The organism is Pseudomonas rustica (genome assembly GCF_049959085.1).
Lineage (GTDB): Bacteria > Pseudomonadota > Gammaproteobacteria > Pseudomonadales > Pseudomonadaceae > Aquipseudomonas > Aquipseudomonas rustica.
In genome coordinates, this window is sequence record NZ_CP188200.1 from 1558642 (window position 1) to 1581735 (window position 23094).

Annotated in this window: 23 protein-coding genes and 3 pseudogenes; 9 read left to right on the forward strand and 17 right to left on the reverse strand. The window is 52.4% G+C overall.

Translation table 11 applies throughout. The features are described from left to right. Positions 1–45: 45 nt before the first annotated feature. A pseudogene (locus tag ACP3TY_RS07375) lies at positions 46–354 on the reverse strand (DUF7693 family protein). 78 nt (positions 355–432) lie between these two features. Between ACP3TY_RS07375 and ACP3TY_RS07380 the strand changes: the two are divergent. Then, positions 433–936, forward strand: a complete 504-nt coding sequence (locus ACP3TY_RS07380) for a hypothetical protein (RefSeq protein ID WP_346637886.1) — start codon at positions 433–435, stop codon at positions 934–936. Between the two features lie 73 nt (positions 937–1009). On the opposite strand, the gene ACP3TY_RS07385 is transcribed toward ACP3TY_RS07380, so the two are convergent. After that, on the reverse strand, positions 1010–1981 hold the full coding sequence (locus tag ACP3TY_RS07385; RefSeq protein ID WP_426619609.1) for a hypothetical protein: 972 nt from the start codon (positions 1979–1981) through the stop codon (positions 1010–1012). Positions 1982–2381: 400 nt separating this feature from the next. Here ACP3TY_RS07385 and ACP3TY_RS07390 point away from each other — a divergent pair, with 400 nt between their 5' ends. From ACP3TY_RS07390 to ACP3TY_RS07400, 3 genes are all read left to right on the forward strand, one after another. Then, positions 2382–3344 carry an SMEK domain-containing protein gene (locus ACP3TY_RS07390; RefSeq protein WP_426619610.1) on the forward strand — a complete coding sequence of 321 codons (963 nt, stop codon included), beginning with the start codon at positions 2382–2384 and terminating at the stop codon, positions 3342–3344. Positions 3345–3695: 351 nt separating this feature from the next. Further along, the gene (locus tag ACP3TY_RS07395) at positions 3696–5291 is read left to right on the forward strand and encodes a DUF2326 domain-containing protein (protein WP_346637883.1); all 1596 of its coding nucleotides are present in this window, start codon (positions 3696–3698) and stop codon (positions 5289–5291) included. Between the two features lie 231 nt (positions 5292–5522). After that, on the forward strand, positions 5523–6641 hold the full coding sequence (locus ACP3TY_RS07400) for a hypothetical protein (protein WP_346637882.1): 1119 nt from the start codon (positions 5523–5525) through the stop codon (positions 6639–6641). A 510-nt stretch (positions 6642–7151) separates the two neighbouring features. Here the strand turns inward: ACP3TY_RS07400 and ACP3TY_RS07405 are convergent. The 7 genes from ACP3TY_RS07405 to ACP3TY_RS07435 all read right to left on the reverse strand — a co-directional run bounded on the left by ACP3TY_RS07405 (position 7152) and on the right by ACP3TY_RS07435 (position 14285). Continuing rightward, a complete protein-coding gene (locus tag ACP3TY_RS07405; RefSeq protein ID WP_346637881.1) occupies positions 7152–7754 on the reverse strand; it encodes a hypothetical protein in 603 nt (200 codons plus the stop codon). Beyond that, entirely contained in the window at positions 7738–8061 is a 324-nt protein-coding gene (locus ACP3TY_RS07410) for a hypothetical protein (RefSeq protein ID WP_346637880.1), read from the reverse strand. Before ACP3TY_RS07410 ends, ACP3TY_RS07405 begins: the two co-directional genes overlap by 17 nt. 491 nt (positions 8062–8552) lie before the next feature. Then, positions 8553–9707: a relaxase/mobilization nuclease domain-containing protein gene (locus ACP3TY_RS07415; protein WP_426619611.1), complete on the reverse strand. Its 1155-nt coding sequence runs from the start codon at positions 9705–9707 to the stop codon at positions 8553–8555. Further along, on the reverse strand, positions 9704–9997 hold the full coding sequence (locus tag ACP3TY_RS07420; RefSeq protein WP_078732152.1) for a plasmid mobilization protein: 294 nt from the start codon (positions 9995–9997) through the stop codon (positions 9704–9706). Before ACP3TY_RS07420 ends, ACP3TY_RS07415 begins: the two co-directional genes overlap by 4 nt. A 353-nt stretch (positions 9998–10350) precedes the next feature. Continuing rightward, positions 10351–11547 carry a hypothetical protein gene (locus ACP3TY_RS07425; RefSeq protein WP_078732153.1) on the reverse strand — a complete coding sequence of 399 codons (1197 nt, stop codon included), beginning with the start codon at positions 11545–11547 and terminating at the stop codon, positions 10351–10353. Positions 11548–12192: 645 nt separating this feature from the next. Beyond that, a complete protein-coding gene (locus ACP3TY_RS07430) occupies positions 12193–12507 on the reverse strand; it encodes a thioredoxin family protein (protein WP_426619612.1) in 315 nt (104 codons plus the stop codon). Positions 12508–13142: 635 nt separating this feature from the next. After that, entirely contained in the window at positions 13143–14285 is a 1143-nt protein-coding gene (locus ACP3TY_RS07435; RefSeq protein WP_426619613.1) for an IS481 family transposase, read from the reverse strand. A gap of 143 nt (positions 14286–14428) precedes the next feature. On the opposite strand from ACP3TY_RS07435, the gene ACP3TY_RS07440 reads away from it, so the two are divergent. After that, positions 14429–14791: a DUF6124 family protein gene (locus tag ACP3TY_RS07440; protein WP_426619614.1), complete on the forward strand. Its 363-nt coding sequence runs from the start codon at positions 14429–14431 to the stop codon at positions 14789–14791. A gap of 45 nt (positions 14792–14836) precedes the next feature. Here the strand turns inward: ACP3TY_RS07440 and ACP3TY_RS07445 are convergent, their stop codons facing one another. Both ACP3TY_RS07445 and pseH read right to left on the reverse strand, forming a co-directional pair. Next, positions 14837–15205, reverse strand: a complete 369-nt coding sequence (locus ACP3TY_RS07445; RefSeq protein ID WP_426619615.1) for a DUF7079 family protein — start codon at positions 15203–15205, stop codon at positions 14837–14839. A gap of 16 nt (positions 15206–15221) precedes the next feature. Beyond that, on the reverse strand, positions 15222–15773 hold the full coding sequence (gene pseH, locus ACP3TY_RS07450; RefSeq protein WP_426619616.1) for a UDP-4-amino-4,6-dideoxy-N-acetyl-beta-L-altrosamine N-acetyltransferase: 552 nt from the start codon (positions 15771–15773) through the stop codon (positions 15222–15224). 136 nt (positions 15774–15909) lie between these two features. On the opposite strand from pseH, the gene ACP3TY_RS07455 reads away from it, so the two are divergent. Next, complete coding sequence (locus ACP3TY_RS07455) at positions 15910–16125, forward strand: hypothetical protein (protein ID WP_082341465.1); 216 nt, start codon at positions 15910–15912, stop codon at positions 16123–16125. 187 nt (positions 16126–16312) lie between these two features. Here ACP3TY_RS07455 and ACP3TY_RS07460 read toward each other — a convergent pair whose 3' ends face one another. The 5 genes and pseudogenes from ACP3TY_RS07460 to ACP3TY_RS07480 all read right to left on the reverse strand — a co-directional run bounded on the left by ACP3TY_RS07460 (position 16313) and on the right by ACP3TY_RS07480 (position 19259). Beyond that, the gene (locus tag ACP3TY_RS07460; RefSeq protein ID WP_426619617.1) at positions 16313–17098 is read right to left on the reverse strand and encodes a transporter substrate-binding domain-containing protein; all 786 of its coding nucleotides are present in this window, start codon (positions 17096–17098) and stop codon (positions 16313–16315) included. A 58-nt stretch (positions 17099–17156) separates the two neighbouring features. After that, positions 17157–17570 (reverse strand): annotated as a pseudogene (locus tag ACP3TY_RS07465) (CopD family protein); the annotation flags it as partial. Beyond that, positions 17566–17813: pseudogene (locus ACP3TY_RS07470) on the reverse strand (twin-arginine translocation signal domain-containing protein); the annotation flags it as partial. The pseudogenes ACP3TY_RS07470 and ACP3TY_RS07465, both read right to left, overlap by 5 nt. 111 nt (positions 17814–17924) lie before the next feature. After that, the gene (locus tag ACP3TY_RS07475; protein WP_426619618.1) at positions 17925–18665 is read right to left on the reverse strand and encodes a SinI family restriction endonuclease; all 741 of its coding nucleotides are present in this window, start codon (positions 18663–18665) and stop codon (positions 17925–17927) included. Between the two features lie 120 nt (positions 18666–18785). After that, entirely contained in the window at positions 18786–19259 is a 474-nt protein-coding gene (locus tag ACP3TY_RS07480; protein WP_400646517.1) for a hypothetical protein, read from the reverse strand. Positions 19260–19424: 165 nt separating this feature from the next. On the opposite strand from ACP3TY_RS07480, the gene ACP3TY_RS07485 reads away from it, so the two are divergent. Together ACP3TY_RS07485 and ACP3TY_RS07490 are read left to right on the forward strand one after the other, a co-directional pair. Then, a complete protein-coding gene (locus ACP3TY_RS07485; protein WP_426619619.1) occupies positions 19425–20090 on the forward strand; it encodes a ribonuclease T2 in 666 nt (221 codons plus the stop codon). Positions 20091–20416: 326 nt separating this feature from the next. Next, entirely contained in the window at positions 20417–21985 is a 1569-nt protein-coding gene (locus tag ACP3TY_RS07490; RefSeq protein WP_159815489.1) for a sensor domain-containing diguanylate cyclase, read from the forward strand. Positions 21986–22150: 165 nt separating this feature from the next. Here ACP3TY_RS07490 and ACP3TY_RS07495 read toward each other — a convergent pair whose 3' ends face one another. Beyond that, positions 22151–22450 (reverse strand): hypothetical protein, encoded by a 300-nt coding sequence (locus tag ACP3TY_RS07495; RefSeq protein ID WP_426619620.1) that lies wholly within the window; start codon positions 22448–22450, stop codon positions 22151–22153. A gap of 187 nt (positions 22451–22637) precedes the next feature. Here ACP3TY_RS07495 and ACP3TY_RS07500 point away from each other — a divergent pair, with 187 nt between their 5' ends. Next, entirely contained in the window at positions 22638–23078 is a 441-nt protein-coding gene (locus ACP3TY_RS07500; RefSeq protein WP_053121963.1) for a carboxymuconolactone decarboxylase family protein, read from the forward strand. Positions 23079–23094: the final 16 nt, after the last annotated feature.

Below are 23094 nucleotides of genomic sequence, written 5' to 3' on the forward strand. Positions count from 1 at the left end.
GCTATCCAACCCTTATGACAGTGTCTTCAATAGCCGATCAAGTGTCTAATGTTCCCACGTGCTGAGCAGAGCTACCGGGTCAGTCCCATATCGATCACCTGAATTGAACGACCAAAGCTATCCATCCGGGCTCACGCACTGCTCGCAGTAATCGAGCTCATCACAGTCGTTGAAGATCGTAATCCTCCATCCCTCGATGTCGACCATGAACATCCCGGCATAAAGCTCGTCCCAAGTCTGTGCGCACACTCTCACCATCGTGCGCCGCCCGAAGATGGCATCGCGCAGCACCTGGCAAACCTCCCTTGCCGTGAGTGCAGGCATAGACTCGTCAGGACTATCAGTTAAAGTCATAGAAGAAACCAGCCGGCTTTGATCGTGTTGCCAAAGGTACACCGGCAGGCATGACCAGGTATTCACAGGGAGGAGGGGATGAAGCTATTTTTGGACTGCGAGTTCACTCGGCTCAATCGAGACACGAAATTGATTTCGCTGGCACTCGTGTCCGAAGCCGGGCACGAATACTACGTCGAGCTCACAGACACGTACGTGACTCAGGACTGCAGCGACTTTGTGATTCAAAATGTCCTGCCACAGCTCAACCTGGCTGCACACGGGCAAACCTTGGTCGAATCTCAATCCTCACTACTTGCTTTCCTGAGCAACCTGAAAGGCCCCCTCGAGGTTTGCTCGGACGCGCCGGATTGGGATTGGGATCTCTTCTGCCAACTGGCCTACGTGAATCATCGTTGGCCAGGTAACGTTGCCAATCGCGCGACTAACCTGATCCTGATATTCAGGCATCTCGAAGCGGATGATATTGGCGACGTGGTGCTGCCAGAACTTCCACACCACGCGCTGTTGGATGCTCGCCTCCTGGCCGACCTTTATCGCCGGCTGGCAACTGGTTCAAATCGAGGCACTGAAAATGGATGATGATCTGGCATACGCGTGAATAGGCGCAGAAGACCACCGTGAAGGTGGCCAGCCTACCTTCGGAACGTTTTCTTTAATCCATTTCCAGCACGTAGCGACAATGGCCGCACAGCAGATCCGAATAAATGCCCTCAATGCCCACATCGTCATCAAGTGTCGCCCCGCATTGCCTACATTCGGGGGCTTTGGCGCCCTCCCCACAAATGGCGCAGCGCTGTTCCTCGACAACGTATGATTCATGTTCACAGTGATCACATAGCTCCAATGGGCTCTCTCCGCCCTGCGTGGCGGCGATGTATAAGTCCGCGTAATATCGCTCAACGAGCACAGCGTCAACCACATCACCAAACTGCGATACTGCTCCGCAACGGGTGCAGTGAAAACTCGTTTGCGGGAGTGATTTGAGGTTCCCCAAAGCCTTCATGAGCTTGGCTTTACAGTGCGGGCAGCTAATGTGCTCCAAGGCGCCGGCAAGGATGTCGGTTGGCCTGCGAACTTGGCTGAGTGACTCTAGGCAAGCTTTCCGCTCACACCCGTAGAATGCCTCGTGCTCAGTCAGGAATGACCAAATATCTGCTCCCAGCAGGCTGGCGGGGCTGATTTCGAGATACCTGGGCACGAACTGCTGTATCAGGTGGAAGCAGTTCGCTACGGTCTCCAGCAGTACGGAGGTGGGCCGGGTGCTGTGGTAATGCTCTACCTCATTTCTAATATCGGTGAGCGCCTTCAGTAATTTCCATTCGACTCCGTCGACACCTAGCCCCTCCAGCCGGGAAATTATCGTCACGACATCGACGGTCTTGATGCCGCTACCGACCCAAATGACCTGGTCGTCAACTCCTTGAGTTGGAGCCACCCTCTCTTTGAGTAGTGTCTCATTTGAACCTGGTGGGCTCATAGCCTGCAGCTTGACTTTGAAGAGCAACAGTAGACCCGAGGTCAGATTTCGAATAGAGGAGAGGGCTCGGGCTTCATCGTGTTCCGCAGCTTTGAAATCCTCCACCCCGAGTCGGATGGAAGCTACAGCATTATCTTGCATTGACATCCCTTTCTCCTGGTTGAGAGAGCCGAATCAGGCGGCTCCAATTGAGCACGTCTGTTCCGTTCGGTCTGCGCTTTTGATCCAGCGCACCGCCAAGAATGTTCCAAGGCCGGAGACATCCTGAAGCGCATGGGTGCAGTTCAACCCAAAGGCACCTAGGCGGGCACCCTTTACGTCCCATGGTTCCGGCTCATTACATGCTGTCGTCACGTTGCAGCAGAGCGTGTCCCGGTTCCTGCGATTCTGAAATGGTCGATGGTCAAGCGATGTTGCTGTGTATTCATACAGCGCTGCATGATTTTAGCGACGGAGAGCAGGCAAAATTGCAGAGTGCCATCATTCTCTTCTCCGTAGGTCGCATTCTTCATATACTCTCATACGCCAGGGAGGAGGGGCGTAGAGCATGAATCGAGTTGATTATCAGAAAAAAATAATTAAATGGCTAGGTTGGCTCAAAAATGAAGTCGAGCTTAACAATAGCCTTAGTTTGACGGATATCAACAGGGGAGCCGAAGATTTCTACTGCGGCCTCTTGAATTTGGTTTATGGGTATAACCTCAAGAATATTAACATCCTTGACCTCAATGCCGCCGCGATAGATCTTGGCGATAGTGAGAAGAGGATCGCGATACAGGTAACATCGACTTCGGCACTAGCCAAGACAAAGTATACTGTTGAAAAATTTATAGAAAAAAATCTCTATGAACAGTTTGATAAGCTGCTCATCCTGAATATAGTTAGAAAATCCAATCATGAGGCACCCACCGTTGGCGGGGTTGAGTATTTTCTCGATACCAAAACTGACATCATTGATGTTGAGGATCTAATCAAGAAAATCACCAGTGATCCTGATTTGCAAAGGCTAAAAGCAATTGTAGATTTCCTGGACGCTGAGATTGCGCCTCCGGCACAACAGAGCCTTGCCAACGAGGTTATGACGATACTTGGAATAATCGAATATATCAGTGACGAGAAGCATGAAGATGCCGGTAATGGGTATCTTGAAGAGCCCATTCCAGAGGAGAAGGTCTATCAACGCTTCGCTGATCATGCAGACTTCCTCGTCGATATGTATAGCGATGGTTATATCGAGTACGGTGCTATTTTAGAAGCCGTTAAGAAAGAAGCTGATTTTGGGCAGGTTAAAATTCGCCGAGCTGCTACCTACCTAAAGAGGCGCAGTGACTCCATACTCAAGGAGTGCTGCGGTAACCCCAAGCAGGCGTTGGATCAGCTGATCGCAGGCTTCAGCGATCTCCTTGAAAAAAACGGCTACACCTTCGATAGAGGGGCAGGTGAGTTTTTCGTAATCGACCAGTTGATGAAATGCAATGTCTTCCCCTACAAGGACACTGCACTTGTCTAATCTATTTTCTAAAGATGATGACCTGAGAAAGTCGGCTCCTATGCTCGGCTTTGAGATTCTAAAACTTCTACAAGAATCAGGAGAGGCTCGGGTTAGCATATTTGATGTGGCAAAAAAAATTACAAAGCCTGGTGGGGTCAGTGCTAGAAGCATCTATTACGCGATAATTTTCTTGTATTCTCTTGATGTCATAGATTTCCAAGAGCCATATTTGGTAGCGAAATGCTAAGAATTAGAAAGCTATACAGTGAACCTCGGGTTTTCGATTCAATTACCTTCGTTGATGGAATAAACCTTATCCTAGGCGAGACGACTAAAGACAACGTCAAGACCAACGGTGTCGGTAAGTCGATGGCCGTAGAGTTCATAAACTACGGTTTGCTTAAGCGGCACGAGGAAAGTCGTGTTTCGCTGATCCCAGATGAAGCCTTCCCACACAGCACCCTAATCTGTATAGATATAGAAATTAACAATACGCCAATCACGATCAAGCGAAGCATCGAGAATCATAAGTCTCCAACTCTCATCATCGATGGAAATATCGTTCCCGTCATTGAAATTGAGGATGCGACTAGCTTTCTGACGAGTCTTCTTTATGGTGCTAGTGACAATGAAAGCATCCCATCTTTTCGTTCATTGATGGGGCCGATCATTCGGGATGAACGGTCGGAATTTAAATCCATTGTAAAATGCTTTGATACCAATCGAAATATTCCGGCGGACTACACTCCGCACCTATTTTTGCTTGGAATTGATCCTAAACCATACAGGCAGGCAAAATCTTTATCGAACGAAATAGATAAGCTCGCTAAAGCAATCTCCAAGTCCAAAGAAAACATAGTATCAATCACTGGCAAGAATATATCTGAAGCCAAGGCGGACTTGAACCAACTGACCAGTCAGGTCGGCAGAATCCATCGCGAGATGGAACAGCTAGAAAATATCGAAGGTTACAACATTGTTAGGGATGAGGTAGTTGAGATTGAAACGCAGATTGAAGAGTTTAGATCTCGCCAAGCTGTCATAAAGTCCGAGCTTTCGAAAATCAAGATGTTTCGCGGTGATAACTACATTGATGAAGTAGAGGTGGCGGAACTCTACAATCAGTTTAAGGTAGGTCTGGGAGACCTCATCAAGAAGCAGCTTGAAGAGGTTACTGCGTTCAAGAAGAAAATCGATAATTTTCAGAGAACTTTGATTGATGGTCGTCGAGAAGAGCTGGAGAGTACCCTTAAAGTAATTGAAGATAATATTATCCGTCTTGATCGACTGTATCGAGAAAAGCTGACATTGATTGATCATAAGGGTGCATTAAAAAACCTTCGTCAGACTATCGCAACCTACCAGAAAAAATTGGAAGATCATGCTTCGCTGTCTGCTTTTATAAGAAAGCATTCAGAGTACGAGCGAGAAAAGAAGGACAAGAGCAACGAGCGTGATGGCTTGATATTTCTGCTCGATAGTTTCGTGGCAAACGCATCTAACGTTATCAAGTCTCTCGAGCAAACAATCCTTGATGTGCACGAGGTAGTCGCGGGGAATCGACATGGCTCCTTTGAAGTGGAAATCACGAAGAAAAAAGAAGTCGTAAATTTCGATTTGCGAATTTATGATGATGGCAGCCATAGCAACGAGCGCGAAAAAGTATTCTTGTATGACATCGGCCTGCTGACATGCTCTGAAATTCATAAGAGACATCCAGGTATGCTGATTCATGACAACATTTTCGATGTTGATTACGACACTCTTTTGAAAAGCCTGAATTATCTCAGTGATAATGTTGAAACGCTTAAAAATCGACAATACATTCTTACGTTGAATAGTGACAAGATCTACGAGGCAGATCTCAACTCTCGCTTGAGATTGGATCTTGAAGGCTTGAAACGTGCGGCCTTCACAAAGGCCGACAGGTTTCTCAAGGTTGGCTATCAAGAGCGTTCCAAGTGATGGCCCCCGTAAATGTGCACCACGGCCAGTTCCCCGAGGCCAGGTAGGTGATAAGAATCTTCAGATATCCCCGGCGGAATCATCCCTTAGCGGGATAGGAAGCCCATTTGGCACCTTGTCTATGCCAACGCCCTGCTGATCATAGGCCGGTGCTTAGTGCTTAGTGCTTAGTGCGTAGTGCTTAGTGCGTAGTGCTTAGTGCTCAGTGATCAAGTGCTCAATGGTGTGTGGATGGTCGATTTCCTCAAGGTAGGTAGATTGAAAGCGAAACCTAAAAAGACAGAATGGTTGCTGCCGATTGATTTCCCAGTGGGCGACCTGTTTGAGGTCAGCGAGGTACTGAAAACTGCAGGTATGTTGATTCCCGGTTACCTTGCTCCCGACGCAGGTATTTACGAGCCAGCAGTTTATTTTTATGCCCAAGACCAAGGCATACGTACGATCATTTTGCCGGATCGGAACGTCGCCTCTCGTATCGCGCAATTGGTGAAGGGGAAAGAAACTGTTAATGATAAACAGCTCAAGCTCTCAGCAGCACTACTAGGGTTTGCTCAACTTCTAGATATCGATTTTGAACCAGGCATCTCATTCCATGAATTGGCTCATCGCTGTGGTAACACCTGCGCGGAGGAGGAGCTTGGCTGGTTCAGAGCGGCTGACAATGCACCTCCGCAGGATATGTTGAACGTAGCACTCGGTAGGACAAATCGCGTATCACGCACTTATGCCCCAGTTGAGGCACCGAGCCTCAACCTAGAGCTGCCATTGAAACGCTGGAATCGCAATTACATCACCGCGCTCAAAATTCTGGAGTTAGACCTTTCCCCGGGCAAGCAAGTCGACAAGATGCTCCATCTTTTAGAGTGGATGAGTACGAGCCTTGTATTCGCGGGGCCGGCTCTAATGCTTGCATGTGTGTACCTCGGTACCCATTCGCCTTCCCGCAAAGGCGTGTTCAAGAACAGCAGGTCTGCTGACCGGATGGCGGCAATCGCCGGGGTGAGGAACGCTGCTTGGGATATCACTCATCTGAGCGATTTTATCCGTCGGTCAAACGAGAGCGTTGAGCCTGGGAACGTTCAATACTTGCTTGCTAGCTTCGATACGCATTTGAAACTAACGACGAACCTCCTGATGACAGTGGGCCGCGAAGGAAGTGATGCCTCGCTTATTGCAGCAGGGCTTGTCCAGTGGTGGGGGACAAAGGACGCTCAGCGCATTGCTCATGAAGTAGTGATTCAGCTCCGACGAATCCATAGCGACTCGCACGTTCCCAAGACATCTGGCGACCCAGAGTACATTCCGAAGCTGATATTGCTTGGTGAACGTCTCGTGATGGGGGCTATTTAGCATCCACACCACTGTCTGTACTCGCACAGCCTGACGATGCAACCAGAGCGCGCCGGCAGGTAAGGCCGAAAGGTGTGATTATGGATGTCTGTAGTGCTACTTTTTAACCAAGTCTTTGTATAACTCTCGGGCCTCAAGGATCTGATCCCTAAGCTCCTCGGGATCAATTCGCACGCCGCCGCGAGGCGTTGTCTGAAGCGACTTCAGGCTGTTGGCTGCCTTGATGAACTCCCGTTCCTCTGCCTGAACCCACTCGGGGCGCTTGTCTTTCCAAAATAGCCAACCCATCTGCCCGGCCTCGTCTTTGATCGGATGCTCAGCAGTATGTGGGAGCGGTAGCCAATGTCCAAGCAAGAAGGTGAGTCGGATCGCTCTGCAAGCGGAGCGCGCAGACCATGATGGTCGAAGAGCGTAAGGATGGAAGCCCGAAGGGCCGAGACGCAGCGTAGCGGGGCTCGGTTTACGACAGCCGCTCCCGAAGGGATACGCCCGACCGCCTTGATTAAAAGGTTATCTAACAGCTCGTTGATCAAATGACCGAGGCACTACGCCCTGCGCGCAAAGATCGTATGTCCTGCGTAATGCTACCTCCTCACCAGACGAGACTCTGACATGGGTAAAGATCGTCGACAGAAAGCGTTTCCTTTCGCCGTTGCCGAGCTCAGACCAAATCCTCGGCTGTCCTTGTGCATCTGGGACTGCAAGGCGGTCGAGGAAATACTCTTCAAGGCTGTTAAGCCGTTGCTGACCATCAACCAGAATCTCGCTGTTTTCGGCCAATACCCTGCCAGCGATCTCTGGCTCGTACCAGTCATTCGTGAGGTAGCTCCCCAGATCCCCACCTGACCATACTGCTGAGATGAAGCGAGACTTCTGTCCGATGTTCCATTCCAGCCCGCGCGACCAAGTTGGCACGGGCATGCCCATAACGAATCGCGCTGCCCATGGACAATGCTCATGAGCGGAGGAGGGATCTACGAGATACTTTTCCCAGTGGCCCACTAAGACCTCGATGGGACAATGACTGACGGTCGTGGGCAGAAGACGCTGCGGCATATGGATGTGTAGGTCTGATGTTCCGCCGTCGGCGTAGCGTTTAAAAAAGGAAGTCATGGTTTTCCTGGTAGCTCAGGTTGGTCGAAGTATTCGGGTAAGTACGGGCGCATCGCCAGGCGTCAACCGTAGCAATGATCAGAAGATCTCGATCCGTGGAGATATCGATCTGGCCGCTATCGGCCAATGCATGTGCAAAGCCCTCGGCATAGGCTGCCGCTTTGTTGAATTCGGATGTGCAGGCTGAGGATTCGATGTAGCCGATCAACCGCTCCCATGTGCGCCGTTGTCGGTTGCCGAGAATCGTGAAGGGGAACGACAAGGCGCCGTTCAGGCGTTGTGCGAAGTCATGTGTAGAGAGGGTCAAAGCCGTCGCTCAAAAAGGGTACTTACCCATCACAAACGGTTGGTTTCGGAAAACCTTGAGCCTGAAGTGAGTTTTTTCTGAAGATATACAAGTTTGCCCAAGCACGGCAGCTGGGGCTGATGCGTTGGAGGACTGTCACATCAGGCAAGCGGAGCACGCAGGCACGAAGATGGAAACCCGGAGGGGCAAGATAGCCATTGAAAATGGTTGGCTTGATTCACGACAGCTGGCCCGAAGGGCGTGCCAAATGCCGTTCTGCATGAATAAGCTCTCTGACTGAATTTTGCATGCTGTCAGCATTACTCAAATACCCTGTTCCAGACCCGTTTATTCAGCTCGTTGCAGGCATCTGGTGAGCCACCGAATACACGTCCAGCTACCCTTTAAGCGCCAATATCTTCTACTGAGCCAAAGCCATAGAGTCCAAGATAGAAGGCGCAGTAAAGGAAGGCTGACTCAGCCCTCCTGCGTACTAACTGACTAACGAGATCTTATAGCGCTGGAGCCTGTTCCTCTTCTAGCTCCAGCGGCTGGCCTGGTATGTACTCTATGTAACTGCGCATCAACCTGCATTCCCTTGGCTTAAATAGCTCATCAAAAATAGCATCCAGCAGCTCAAGAACCTCCTGAATCATTTTCTGGACTTCATAGTCCCTGGCTGTAAACCTGACGTAGATCGGGCTTCTTCTCTTTCCTGAAGTTGAAACAAACTCAAAGTAATAGATTCGAGCTCTTTCTTGTTCTTCGCTATCTCTTCTCGCAATGTCATCCTGAAGTTCACGAATGGTTTCGGGGTCATAATGTATTCCTTCCTGCGTAGTTAGTTTGTGCCATGTGAGTCTTGAGCGCTTGAGCTGTCTGCCACTTATATATTTGCCGTCAAACTCAAACGATATTCCTTTTGGTTGGCCGTCCTCGTTGAGGGTCAGGTTGATATAGACCTTTTGCTTCCTGAGTAGCCGGGTGAACGTGAACATATCGCCATCGACGGCGTTGGTGGCTTCGATAGCGCCTGCGATCTTCGCGATCATCTTGTGCTTCAACGGCAGGTCGCCGTCGCGGATCGAGGCTTGGAGCTCTGCGTGAGTGATCGAGGCGCCCCATGTGTCCTTGGGCTTCGGTGCTTTGGTGAGGCCGAAGCGATCTTCTATGTCCGACACTGAGTCGAGGCTGATGCTTCGCTCGTTGCTGTCTTTGACCATGGAGAAGTCATCGTTGAGCCTGATCCTGTTGGCGACGATGTGGACGTGGTGGTGTTCTTTGTCTTGGTGCATTACAGCGACGTACTGGTTGGTCTCGTTGAAGCCCAGGTCTGTCATGTAGGTATGGACGGCTGTGCGCCACTGTGCGGTCGTCAGGGACTCTCCGGGCCGAAGGGACAGTATTGCGTGGAAGACTGGCTTGATGGCTTTATCAGAGTCGATTGAGAAGCGGCGAAGGGTCTCAATCTGGTCGAACTCCTTGATCATCTCCGCGAGGTCTGCTTCGTTACCCTGAAGGACTCCTGGCAGCGGATCTTTGCTCATAGTGTTGTGGCTGATCGTCCGGATTCCGCTGATTTCGTGATCGTGCTTGGTGCAGCCAAAAATGTACCGAATCCGGTTCTTAAACGAGCCTACTGACTTAGGAAAAATCTTGCCGATCATGCAACTCCCCCAAAGTTGACTTGGGCGATGTACTTCACTTTCTCAAGCAGTTCGGAGCCTGGACGGTCTGCGTTGATCATCGAGGCGAGGTTCATGAGCTCACGGGCGATCTGAACAATGTCCTGGGTGACTTTGGGCTTCACCTGCCCATTGGCAACGTAGTCACGGATAAACGCTCCAGCGGACTTATAGCCTGCTTCAGCCATCTTTGCATTCAGGATATCTAACTCAGACTTGTTAAGTCTGAAAGTGATCCTAGTCTCTTTATTCTGCTTCTCAGTGTTCTTCATCTTGACTCACTTTATTTCTTTATTGTCGAGGCAATCACGCAACACCCGGAGGGATGTGAGTATCTAGTCCTGCTTGTCTGACACAGACACAACTGGCTAAAAAGAAGCTCTAGATCTATTGTGCAAAAGGAGTTTTAGGTGGGGCTAGTGGTTTTGCTAATTATTTTGATTTATTTGCTTGTATACCGAAACTTTCGCAAGGCGTGAATGCGAAATCGTAGTATTGGAGTGCGAAATCACTCTGGTCGAGTGCGGTTTTACTTTAGGTAAGTGCGGAGCTCGCAAGGGATGAGTGCGAAATCGCAGTATGGTCTTGCGACTTCACTTTGACAGTAAGTAATATGGAAGGTATATCAGTTGTAGAAGGTTATACTTGGGAATATACCAGTCTCTTTACCTTCTTCAACGATACTGTCAAATGGATCAAAGAACTTCTCTGGTGTACTGAGCTTTGCTGTCCATGTCACAAGCTCTGGATATCCCATTACGTAACATGAAGAATTCATTTCTTTACCCAGCCCAAGAACTCGTTCCGAGTAGCTTTCCCATTCATTGATGAAAGTTTCCTGGACAACTATAAGGTTTCGGATCACTTTGTCGTGCGTTTCAATCTCAAAGATATCTTCGCCAAAGTGAAACTGCAGGTTCTCACCACGTCTGAGGTACTTAATCGCTCCTCTCGTTTGATCAATAGCTTTATCAAGAGCCTTTGAAACTGTCGAGATCTTTCTTTTTAGAGTTCGATCTAAGGACTTCTCCGTGTTTGGGCTGTCCTTGGCCTGAATCAGCAGCAGATATTCATCGGAGGCAACTAAAACGTCGACGAACTCTTCATTGTTATCTGTGCGAAGTGGGTTCAGGAATATTGAGTCTTCATGAAATACTTTCTGAAGTAGCTTAACAATATCCATCTCTTGAAAGCTACCTGGCTCTAGCCTCTCAAGGGTCGAGTGGCTCACAGGTGGGCCTTTTTGAAACAGATTGTTCATGGGTACTGCGTCTAGAATGAATAAATCCTCGATCATTAGTGGTTCAAGGAAATTAACCTTGATCGAGTTCTTATCATCCTGAAGCGATCTGCGCATGAACCAGTGATTAGTTAAGTCACGAATTTCATAAGCAGCCTCAAGGCTTGATGGGGCAAGCTTGTATTGGCTTTTGTCGAACTCTGCGAACTTTGTGTTCTGCGACCTGTAGCCAAGAAGTTCGCGATTGTTGTCGTCAAAGAAATGAATGTCGAAGCTTTCCGATGAAAGCAGGTCAAATATGGAGTGTCCCATTTCATCGTCTAGCAGGGGAGTAACAACCATCAGTGGGTTGAGCTCATCATCTTCATATGTAGTGACCAGACCGTGGTAAGTCTCTCCGTTCATCCGACATGGGGCTAGATAGAACCCGATGCGCTGCTTGGCTTTTGCGGCTAGTACGGCCTCCTTGGGCACTTTGATTATGAGGAGGAGCGTACCTTCCTTGTCGTTTGCAATCGTACTTATCCCGTGATGTAGGTCTCTCACGTGCTGCATCAGATGTGGATAGCGGATGGTCAGCATTGTGTCTCCATGAGGCTGGCATAGATCAATGTGCCACTACTCATAGCATGAAAGTGGCAGCTATTCACTGTGCAGGAGAGGGGAAAAGTAGGTAGTGCCAGTCGGTAGTGCTATGGCTGGAGGCACTGGCGCTCAGCGTGGAGTCCAATCGGTCTGTCCAATATTTTCGCTGTCAGGGTAGGAGGGCGGTATCGATGTCTGCACACAGAATGTACACGATCACAGCAAACCCCAATGAATTAAGGCTTTGGTGATCCAATCCATCATGGGTGCGACGGAGAAGCGGCGGGAGAGTGGGGCAGGTGCTGCGGTGATAGGGGACATTGGCGATTCTGGATTGGGTGGGGCTGGGAGGTGGGGAGTTTATCAGGATTGGGCTATTGGGGCTGAGTCGACTCTTACGAGCGGTTGTTCGATCGCTCGAGGCGAGCAGAACTCCTCCTCCCCATATTTTAGAGTTTCGGCATCGGGTTAACGTATGCATTGGGGATGTGCGATCCAAACATCATCCCATTTATTTTTTCTACAAAGGGCTTTGTTATCGGTTGTCGGGGTTTATGAGTGAAATAAAAGCGTGGAGCGTCAATCTCTAAGAAGCATGTAAGTGTCGTTAAGTTTTGAAGTTCGTTTCAGAGCGTCCGAACATTAGAGATTTGCCGCGAGTGTTGATTTAATTTTTTCTACGTCTGCACCTTCGATTCTCGTTATGATATTGCCATCCTTGAATAGAATAACTGTTGGCATAGCCCTTATTGAATACTGCGCTACAATGCTCTGGCTTATGTCAACATCTACTATGCAAAGTTCAAAGCGAGCAATGTAAAAATCTTCAAGCATATGAAGCCTCGGGGCGATCGCCTTGCAGGGGCCACACCATTCAGCAGTGAAAAAGACGAGTACGGGTGTGGTAGATTTTAGAACTTTGGCTGCAAAACTTTCATCGTCGCAATAAATGCTCATTATGATCTCTCTTTGGCTGTAAAGTATCGAGCTGTAGCAGCTGTCTTTTTTGTAATGGTGGCAATTATTTGTTTTTTGAAACGGGTGGGCAACTGTCAGAAATTACAGTTTTTTATATTTATTAGGAATAATGGTTATTCAATTTTGGCGAGGAGGGGGGCGAGATTTTACAATCGCGACCTGTGCCGACAAAGAATAGACGGAGAGGGGGCGATTTTATCGAGTGGTTCTTTTCCTGCAAATTAATGGCAAAGCCTGATTATGAGTTAAACAGCGAATTTCACAGTCGTTTACTGATGTCTTATGTCAATAGCTTTTGCCTACAACCTCTTGCGCCATCCCCTACACGTAAGACAGAATCCGCCGGCTTGTGCGTCTAGACCGCAGGTTCTATCGTCCTTAGGTCACTGAAAACCAGTGATCGGGTTTGGTAGCCCGTCTCCGTCAGAAGCACAAGACTACTGTCTTGCGAGGGCGTTTCTCGTCTTCGTTTTATGGTGGTCATGCGCGGGGCATCTTTGGATGCGCCGGGGTTCCTGACGACCGGTCTACCAACCTGCGTATGGCCTCCACCCCTCGTTAGTGTATGTACCGGAGACATGGTGGACACATGTTCGGAGACATGGTGGACGGTTTTAGATCTTCTTACCTGCCGTGACGATCTGCAAGTTCAAGTCGATTCGGGCGATGCGATGTCTACTCCAGTAGACATCGTGGATGCCGTCCTCCGTCGTTTCCCGGATAGCCACTGACCTCCCGTAAAACGCCTTCCCGACAGTGTATTCACGGTTGCCCCAGTAGATTTCGCCCTTCACCTGAACCTTCCTGACCACATCCCCATCGTCGTACTCAGGCGCCGCCGGTTGCTCCTGATATTCCCGCGGGCTACTGCTGTAGCGAGTAGCAGGAACCTGCATGCCCAATGCTTGATGCGGGCGCTTCTGGTTGTAAATCTCACGCCAGATATCAAACGCACGTTGTGCATCGTCCAGATCGATGAAGAGCTGGCCTTGCAGGACTTCCCTTTTCAGGCTGCGGTGGAAGCGCTCCAGCTTTCCCTGGGTTTGCGGGTGATAAGGTCGGGAGTGGCCGACCTTGATGCCCTGGCTCATCAGCCAGACCTCCAGCGCGGTATAAACGCCGGTCTGGTCACCCCATGGCGAACCGTTGTCCATCGTCATGCGCAGAGGCAGACCGTAGAGCCGAAAGGCCCGCATTAGTTGCTCCTGGACGGTTCGGCGCTGCTCATTGGCGCACGCGGCGATGCACAGCGAAAACCGTGAATGATCGTCCAATATCGTCAACGGATGACAACGCCCCTGAGCCAGGCTGATATGTCCCTTGAAGTCCATCTGCCAAAGATCATTGGGCGCTTCATGCTCGAACCGGATAAACGGTTTGATCTCAGCAGTCTTTGGATCAACGCGCGAATGACGCTGTAAAACCGCATGCACGGTACTGACCGAAGGCATCACTTTGCCGTCGTCTTCCAACACGCGCTTGAGCTTGCGAGCGCCCCAAGCGGCATACTCCTGACTCACGGTCAGAATCTGCTGCTCAACCTCGCCAGCGCAGCGTTTGGGTGATGTCTTTGGTCGTCGAGACTGATTGATCAATCCCTCTGCACCTAAGGTTTCAAACCTGTTGAGCCATTTGTAGGCAGTGCTTGGGCTGATATTGAATCGACGACAAAGCTGCCGAACATTGGCCCCTTCTTGCCGAGCCAACAGCACGAATTCTGAACGAAGCTGCACGGTGGACACCTCTTCCCAAGACACAGGCCATCTCCTTCGCGATGAGCAATGTGTCTATTAAAATGTGTCCACCATGTCTCCGAACATGTGTCCACCATGTCTCCGGTACATACAGTTTGGTAGCGAGAGTGATGGCTCCTTTTCGTTTATCCGTCAGGAGTTTCACCATGTTCAAACCAACACCAAATCCACCCCCAACCGATCCCGCATCCCCCTACGAATCCCTCGATTCAAAAAAACTCCACGAAGCCGCCGAACGCGCGCTCGATCACTATCTGCTCCCCGCCGACCGCATCATGGCCAGTGCCAACCAGCCTGAACGCATGTACCTCGCCAATCCGAAGTACGACACCGAATCCCTGTTGGCGAACGCCAGTGAAACGTTGGGCTCAGCCTCTGAAATGCTCATCAACTTTGCCGCTGCGCTAGGTTCCTCGCATCGCAAAACCGCGCTGGGTATTGCGCAGGTGGTGATGTTGGGGGAGTTGGCGGTGAATCAGGCGTTGGATAACGTTGAAGTGAAGGTGTAAAGCACATCCCTCTGTGGCGACGGGGCTCCGGTGCCACAGAGGGAGTCAGTTCGATTGTTTGAGGTGAGCGGAAAGATCTTCCCAGGCTTCTCTATAGCTATATCGCAACCGGGCGGTGTGCAACTTATGCAGTTGTCGCCGAATCCAGCTGTTCTTGTTTGCGAGCAGCATCTGTTCGATGTCCCGGTTTAACGAGTCGGGTTCGAAACCTGTCCAGATTGGCGGAAGTACGCATTCCAGGTTCCCGGCGCAGACGACGGCAACTTCCGAATATAAAATCTCTTTGATCTGTTCCGGATCGTAGTCTTCGACTTGTCTGGCGATGTAGGCAAATTCAACTGCGGTGTCGACAAAGATCCACGACAACGCCTCTCTGATTTTGTATAGATCGTCCGGGCTCAGTTCACGTTTCAAAATCCGGCTCCCGGCGTTAAACGGCGCTGATTCGGTCGATCACCGGCGCCAGCGCTGGACGCTTGTTTTGCCATTCCTCTTTGGTGATTCCCAGCAGGACAACGTCAATCCGAGCGCCATCGCGCAGGATGTTCTGTCGCCGAACACCTTCCACCTCAAAGCCAAACTTCTGATGCATCTTCACCACCGTCGAGTTCATCGCCAGCACTTCGCAATTCAGCTTCTCCAGTCCCGCCGCGCCAAACGCGTAATCCAGCATCCAGAATTCGACCACACTGCCCAGCCCCTTACCCTGCAACCCGACATCCAGATAAAACGCCCAATCCGCCGTTTTCTGCAGAACGTTGATCGCGTTCAACGAAACAACCCCGACCGCTTGCTCATCCTTGATCACCACAAACACTTGCTGCCGCGCGTTTCCCTTTAAGGAGGCGAGCCAGTTCGCATGTTCCTGTTCGCTGATTTCGTGCGAGGTGTACATGTATTTGCGCACGTCCGGCTGGTTGCGCAGGGTGCGGACGTGGGCCTGAATGGCGGGGCTGGCGTCGGTGAGGGGGAGGAATTGCATGGGGATGTCCTTGTCGGGCGGAGGGTTGATTCTGAACCGCTGCTGTCGATCGGCAAAGTTTCATGTAAGCGCGTGCGGGGCGGGCCTAGGATGTTGGCACAAGATCGTCGTTTTTCATCCCGAGGGGAATCGTGCCATGCGCCTGAATGTTGCCAAAGTGCTGTTGGTTGCCGCTGTTGTGTCGGTTCTGAGTGCTTGTTCGGGGGCGGGTGGGTTGACCACGACCAGTTGTTTTTCTACTGATTGTCAGTCGCCGGATGGGCGCAATAATGCGACGACGTTGAAGTTTGGCGGGAACAGTATTGGCAGTAGTTTGAATCAGTACAGTTCCGGGATGTTGCATGAGGATTGATGGGGGAACACACAACTTGTGGTGAGGGGATTTATCCCCGATGGACTGCAAAGCAGTCCCAGACTTCTTTGACATAAGAAGCAGGGGCCGCTTCGCGACCCATCGGGGATAAATCCCCTCGCCACAGGGTTTTGTGTGAGTCACAAGATCATGTGTGAGGCACAGGGTTAGTGTCAGGCATCATTAATCATTGCGGTACGGCAATCCATTCGCTCAGGGTTTGCTGGTATTTGCCGGTGGCTTTGTTCAGGTGCAGCCATTGATCGACATACTGTTTCCAGCTGATGTCATCGCGCGGCAGTAAATAAGCCTTCTCCCCGTACTGCATATATTGATGCGGGTTCACCGCGCACAATCCCGGTTTGAGTTTCTGCTGATACAGCGCTTCCGAGGCGTCGGTGATCATCACGTCGGCCTTGTTGTCGAGCAGTTGCTGGAAGATCGTCACGTTGTCGTGCAACGCCAGTTGCGCCTTGGGCAGGTAGGCGTGGACGAAAGCTTCGTTGGTGCCGCCGGCGGGTTCGACGAGGCGCACGTTGGGCTGGTTAATCTGTTCGACCGTTTGGTACTTGTTCACCTCCGCGCAGCGCACCAACGGGATCTTGCCGTCGGTGTCGAGGGTGTTGCTGAAGTAGGCTTTTTTCTGGCGTTCAAGCGTTACCGAGATGCCGCCCATGCCGATGTCGCATTTGCCGGCCTGCATGTCGGGCATCAGGGTTTTCCAGGTGGTCTGCACCCATTCGACTTTGACGCCGAGGCTGTCGGCCAGCGAGCGGGCCATGGCGATGTCGATGCCTTCGAAGTCGCCGTCAGGGCGTTTGAACGTGTAGGGCTTGTAGTCGCCGGTGGTGCAGACGCGTAACTGGCCTTGTTGCTGGACGGTGTCGAGGTGCGAAGGGGATTGCTCGGCTTGTGCGCCGGCGGCCAGGCTCAGCAGGCTGCAGAAGATCATCGTGCTTTTTAGTGTTGTCATTGAGATCGGGCTTCTGAGAGGGACGGTGGCCCAGTGTAGTGAAAGGCTTTCGCGGGTGTCATCCAGCGTCCGGACTCAGCGTGCCCAGCCACGCCACCAATGCCACGATCAGCAGCACGATCGCCAGTTCCAGCAGAACACTGCGTCTGAGTGCGTTCGCGGCGATGACAGGCTGGCCGTCGCGCAACGATTGCTCCAGCGAAGGCCCTAAATGGAAGCGGTTTAGCGCCGCCAAAACCAGCATCCCGGCAAACAGTAAAACCTTGATCGCCAGCAACAACCCATACGTGTTGAGCAGGATCTCTTCAAGCTTGGGGCCAACAATAAACAGGTAATTCACCACGCCAGTCACCGACAGCGTCAGCACAATCACCGCACCCACCCATTCAAAGCGCTTCACTGAAAACATCAGCAGCCGAATACGCGTTTCATCAACAAGCCCCCGCGCCAGCAACACCAGCGCCAGCATCGCCTTCACGCCAACGCAGCAACGGGCCGGGCAGGCTGCCTCGATGGTCATCTCGGTGCGTGGACTGCCAGTGAAGTTGACCGGGGTTTCGCCGATGAACAGCTCGAACTCGCTGCCGTTCAGCTCATTGATCTGCCCGGGGCCATTCAGCGCCCAGACCGGCGCGCGCCACAGGCCGAGGCCGCCGAGCAATCCGCCGGGTGCGAGGCCTTTGACGAAGGTGCGTCTTGAAGTGTTGGAAGGCATGCGCTGGAAGTCCCCGTTTGACACTTGACGGGGAGGCTAACCAGCGCCGGCTTTCAGTTAGCTGAGGGCGGGATTACAGTTTTGACAGGTTGGGAAAGGAGAAGATATTAGTCAAAATACCGTTGCTCCTTTATTAGGAAGTTTTATCATGTCGAAAAGTGATGGAATTGCTGTGCTTTTGATGTCTGCTAGATAACCTCTGACAAAACGTTCGAAGTCTTCTTCTGAAAGAAGATAAGGAGAGTGATGTCCAGGGAAAGCGGCCCAGTTGTCCCCGTTTTTCTTGGAGAACGTTCGAAACCAGTGATGTATATCTTTATCTTTACGGACTTTATTCGAAGATGAGTTTTCGGAGTTGTCGCGATTCTTAACCTGTAAAGCAAACCATTTTGGGCTGATGTCAGAAGGAGGGCGAATGAAGTCAATTGACGTGAGTGTCTCACCGGAGCACCAGATCCAGCCTCTTGGTTCAAGAACAGATGCGAGGTATCGCTCTAGCAAATCTCCAATGATGTTCTCTGCCGCCATAGAGAGTCGGTGCTCGTGCTGGATGCGCGGTAATTGCTCTTCTTCGCAATTGTAGTATTGATGAAGAATCACCGAAACCATATTGTCTGGTACGGTCTGTGGGGTATTAGGCTGCTTATCGATTCTGCCAGCAGCAAATTTCTTTGCTGACCAGTCGATATAAATTGAACTTTCAATCGGAAACGACAAATTTTTACGTTGTGCACCTGCAGATGGCTTAAAAATCAAATACTCAAAGAGACGAGTAAACTGCCCAGTCAATTGTGGGTTGATGTTGTCCATAGTGTGGCGAGCATTGAGTAGTGCATCCGTTGCGTAAAGCATTCATGCGATCCATTAGAAATTGATCGCGAAAAGATATCATGGTGCCACTAATGTAGTCAGTGGGTACGCATCGCCACTGCCTGAAAAAGCACTCGAAGCGATGCGCGCACTCTCCGCAATTCAGATCTTCAACCCCGCCTGCACAACCCCCAGCAACCCCGACTCAGTCAACGCCACTGCATCCTGCTGCGGCCCGGATCGATCGATGGTCTGTAACCACCAATGTGTCATCTGGTGTTCATCCACGGTTCTCAGCAAGGCAAGCTCATCGCCTGAGGTGTGGATCTCGACGCGACCCGCACCGTCCTCAGTAAACCGCGCAATCGGATCAAACGTAAGGCTGTGCTCATTACCTTCGATCACCAACTGATCCACCGCGTAATCATGACTTTCGCCGTCCGGCGACGTTTCACACACGTGGGTCGGGTTGCGCCGGATCTTCAATCCGACTTCCGCCACGGGCTGCAACCACGCCTCGATGCGGTGGTACAGGCTGTCCACTTGTTTGGCCCAGCAATCGATCTCCAGCGTCGCGTCCGCTTGGGTGTGCCGGGTTTGCTTGAGCTTCGCGGCGAGTTCGTCTGCTTTACTCATTTCGGTTCCCTTGGTTTGATGTCTGCCTGTTAATCGTAGACCTTGCAGCGGCGTACGGCCTTGCCTTGCGTCATGCGCCGGCGCTGTCAGCGTGCCTCATTCATTACAAATCACGTCAGGTCAGCATCGAAAACCACGGGCGCAGGCGTCTCAGGGAGCGGGTATATGAAAAAGCTGTTTACAATTTTCGCGCTGATCGTGCTGACGGCCGGTAGCATCGGGCTGATCTCGTCACGTCAGTCGCCGAGCCATAAGGAGCGGCCGGAAGCAGTGGCGGGGGCGTTCGATTATTACTTGCTGACGCTGTCTTGGTCGCCGACGTTTTGCCTGACGCACAAGGATGACGCGCAGTGTTCGGGCAAGGGTTACGGCTTTGTTTTGCATGGATTGTGGCCACAGTATGCGCAGGGCGGCTGGCCGCAATCGTGTCCGCCGCTGAGCAAGCTTTCGGCTGAACAACGTAGCAAAGCCCTGACGTTGTTCCCGACGCAGAAGTTGCTTTATCACGAATGGCGCAAGCACGGCACGTGCAGCGGGCTCGGTGCGACGGGCTATCTCGATGCGGCGGACAAAGCGCTGGCGGCGGTGAACATTCCTGAGCAGCTTCAGCCGTTTGGTGATTCCTATTACTTCAAGGCGCAGGAGATCGCTGATCTGTTCCGTAAAAGCAATCCGAAGATTCCGGCTGATGGCATTGCGGTGATTTGCAGCGGGCCGGAGTTGTCGGAGGTGCGTGTTTGTCTGGATAAGGATTTGCGCTTTGCGGCGTGTGGCAAGGGGGTGAGGACGCAGTGTCGGAAGGGGGATATTCGGGTGCCGCCGAAGCGTTGAGGCCATCCGAAACTGTTTAACCTGTGGTGAGGGAGCTTGCTCCCGCTTGAGTGCGTAGCGCTCATGAGATTTTTGGGGCCGCTTCGCAGCCCAGCGGGGATGAATCCCCTCGCCACAGGGGGGTGTGTGATGTTTGGCACTTCAGAATGGATTAACCGTAAAGAAGCAATCGAAAATAAATCTGCCAACAGCGATCATCCTAATTCGCGGCGCGCCGATACAACGGGGCGGGATCGTGGCGTTTGCCCCGAGCACCCCGGTGGACTACGCTCAGACCGTAAGGGTTTCGGGCCTACGCCCTTGTCGTACCTGCCCAGGACACGCTTTTGCCTATTCCCATTCACGATCCGCAACAGGCTCCCGGCGCGCTGAAGCGCCTGCCACTGCGTAAAGCGGCTGTGCTGTTTATCGTTGCGGTGTGCCTGTGTCTGTTCGGCTTGCTCTACCTGCAACTGGAGCAGTCGCGGCGTCAGGATCTGGCCGTGGCGAAAGTGGCATCGAGCAACCTGACCCGGGCGATGGCGCAACAGGCCGAGGACACGTTTCACTCCGCCGATCTGGTGATGACCAGTCTGGTCGACTGGATTGAGGACGACGGTTACGGCGCGACGCAGAAGCCGCGTTTGCAGAAAACCTTCGCCCGGCGCGTGCAGCAGATGGAGCAGTTGCACGGTATCTTTTTCTTCGACAAACAGGGCCAGTGGATCATCACTTCGTTCGCCGATTTGCCCCGTGGCAACGGCGTGGCCGATCGCGATTACTTCAAGTTTCATCAGCAGAATGAATCGACGCTGGCGCACATCGGTCCGGCGATTCGCAGCCGTGAGAACGGCGAATGGATCATCCCGATCTCGAAACGCGTCAATGACCACGCCGGCAATTTTCAGGGTGTGCTGATGGCCGGGATCAAGATGGCGTACTTCGATCAGTTCTTCAAAAGCTTCAGCCTCGACGACAACGGCATCATGTTTCTGGGCCTGACGGACGGCACGCTGTTGGCGCGGCGACCGTTTGAAGAAAACCTCATTGGTACGTCGCTGGCGCAAGGGCGGATTTATCAGAAGTTGCTGCCGGAAGCCCAGTCCGGCACGGCGATGATCAGGTCGGTGGTCGATGACGTCGTGCGTTTGTATGGCTATCGGCAACTGGGGTCGTATCCATTGGTGGTCGCCGCAGCGTCGTCGCGCGACACGATTCTCAAGGGTTGGTATGAGCGCGCGTTTCAGTCCAGCGTGATCATTGCGCTGGTGATTTTGGGCGTCGGCTTGTTCGGCTGGGTGTTCATCCATCAAGTGCGCAATGGCGAGCGCATCGAGAAGAATCTGCGCAGAGCCCAACTCGCGCTGGAGCAGATTGCGACCCACGACAGCCTGACCGGACTGGCCAATCGGCGCTTGTTCGAACGTTCGCTGGAGATTGAGTTTGCCCGTGGCGCGCGGCAGGTGAGTCCGGTGAGCCTGATCATGCTCGATATCGATTTCTTCAAGCGTTACAACGATGCTTACGGCCATGTCGCCGGTGATCATTGCCTGATGCAAGTGGCGCAAGTGGTCAAGACTTGTTGTCAGCGCAAGGCGGATCTGGCGGTGCGTTACGGCGGTGAAGAGTTTGCGGTGTTGCTGCCGGACACGGACATCAACGGCGCGTTGGCGATTGCCGGGCAGATTCGCCGCAGCGTTATCGACAAACACATCATCCACAGCGGCTCGCCCACCGGGTATCTGACGGTGAGCCTGGGTTGCTATGCGTTTATTCCTAGCGGCAATGACAGTCTGGAAACGTTCATCCACCGCGCTGATGCGGCGTTGTATCAAGCGAAAAATGCCGGGCGCAATCGCGCGGCGGTGTTATCGCTGGACGGCGGAATCACCGAACTCATGCGCTCTGATCGCTAATCCAGAATCCAATACAAAACCTGTGGGAGCGAGCCTGCTCGCGAAAGCGGTGTGTCAGGTAAAAATTGTTTATCTGACACGACGCCTTCGCGAGCAGGCTCGCTCCCACAGGGGTGTTGCGTTGACTGGGTGATGGGTTGATCACCACGGATGGCTCTTGTTCGTTCAGCCGCCCGTGCCACCGCCCGCACCGCCAGTCCCGCCGCCGGCCGAACCGGTGCCGCCGCCCGCGCCTGAACCCGAACCGCTGGAACCGCCATTGGTGCCGGTGCCCGAACCTGCGCCGTCGGATCCGTTGCCGCCAGAAGGCGCGCCCGGTGTGTTATCCGGTGGCATGGTCGAGCCGCTGGTGGCGCCGGATTTGGTGCCAGTGGCGTCAGCGCCATCGTTGGCCGCGAAGCTGGCGGACGAGGCCGTGGCGAGCAGGCCGGCGAGCATTAATGAAGTGAAAGTGCGCGTCTTCATGGTACGTCTCCAAAAAGGGGATTTACCTGATATTGGTCTGACGCGTTTGAGCGTTGGTGCCGGTCGGCTGACCAGCGGTCGATCGCGTGGCCAAGTGGCCTACTGTTCTTCTGGAATATTGGCTATTTGCCGAACCACGCGCCGGGACTAACGTAGTCACACATTCACTCGCCCCCGGATACTCACCATGAAAGCTCGTACCGATTTCTACACCGCTTCCCCGGACGCCCTGAAAGCGATGATCGCCCTGGAAACCGCCGTTTCCAAACTGCCACTGGAAAAGACCCTGGTTGAACTGGTCAAGCTGCGCGCTTCGCAAATCAACGGCTGCGCCTTCTGCATCGACATGCACACCGCCGATGCCATCAAGGGCGGCGAAACCCCGCGTCGTCTGTTCGCCGTGACTGCTTGGCGTGAAGCGCCGTTCTTCAGCGACCGCGAACGCGCCGCGCTGCTGTGGACTGAATCGCTGACCCAACTGAGCCTGACCCACGCACCGGATGAAGATTACGAAGTCGTCGCGGCGCAGTTCACCCCGAAAGAACTGGTCGACCTGACCGTGGCAATCAGCACCATCAACAGCTGGAATCGCCTGGCCGTCGGCTTCCGCAAAACCCCCCAAGCCTAAGCTGCCCACAATCCCC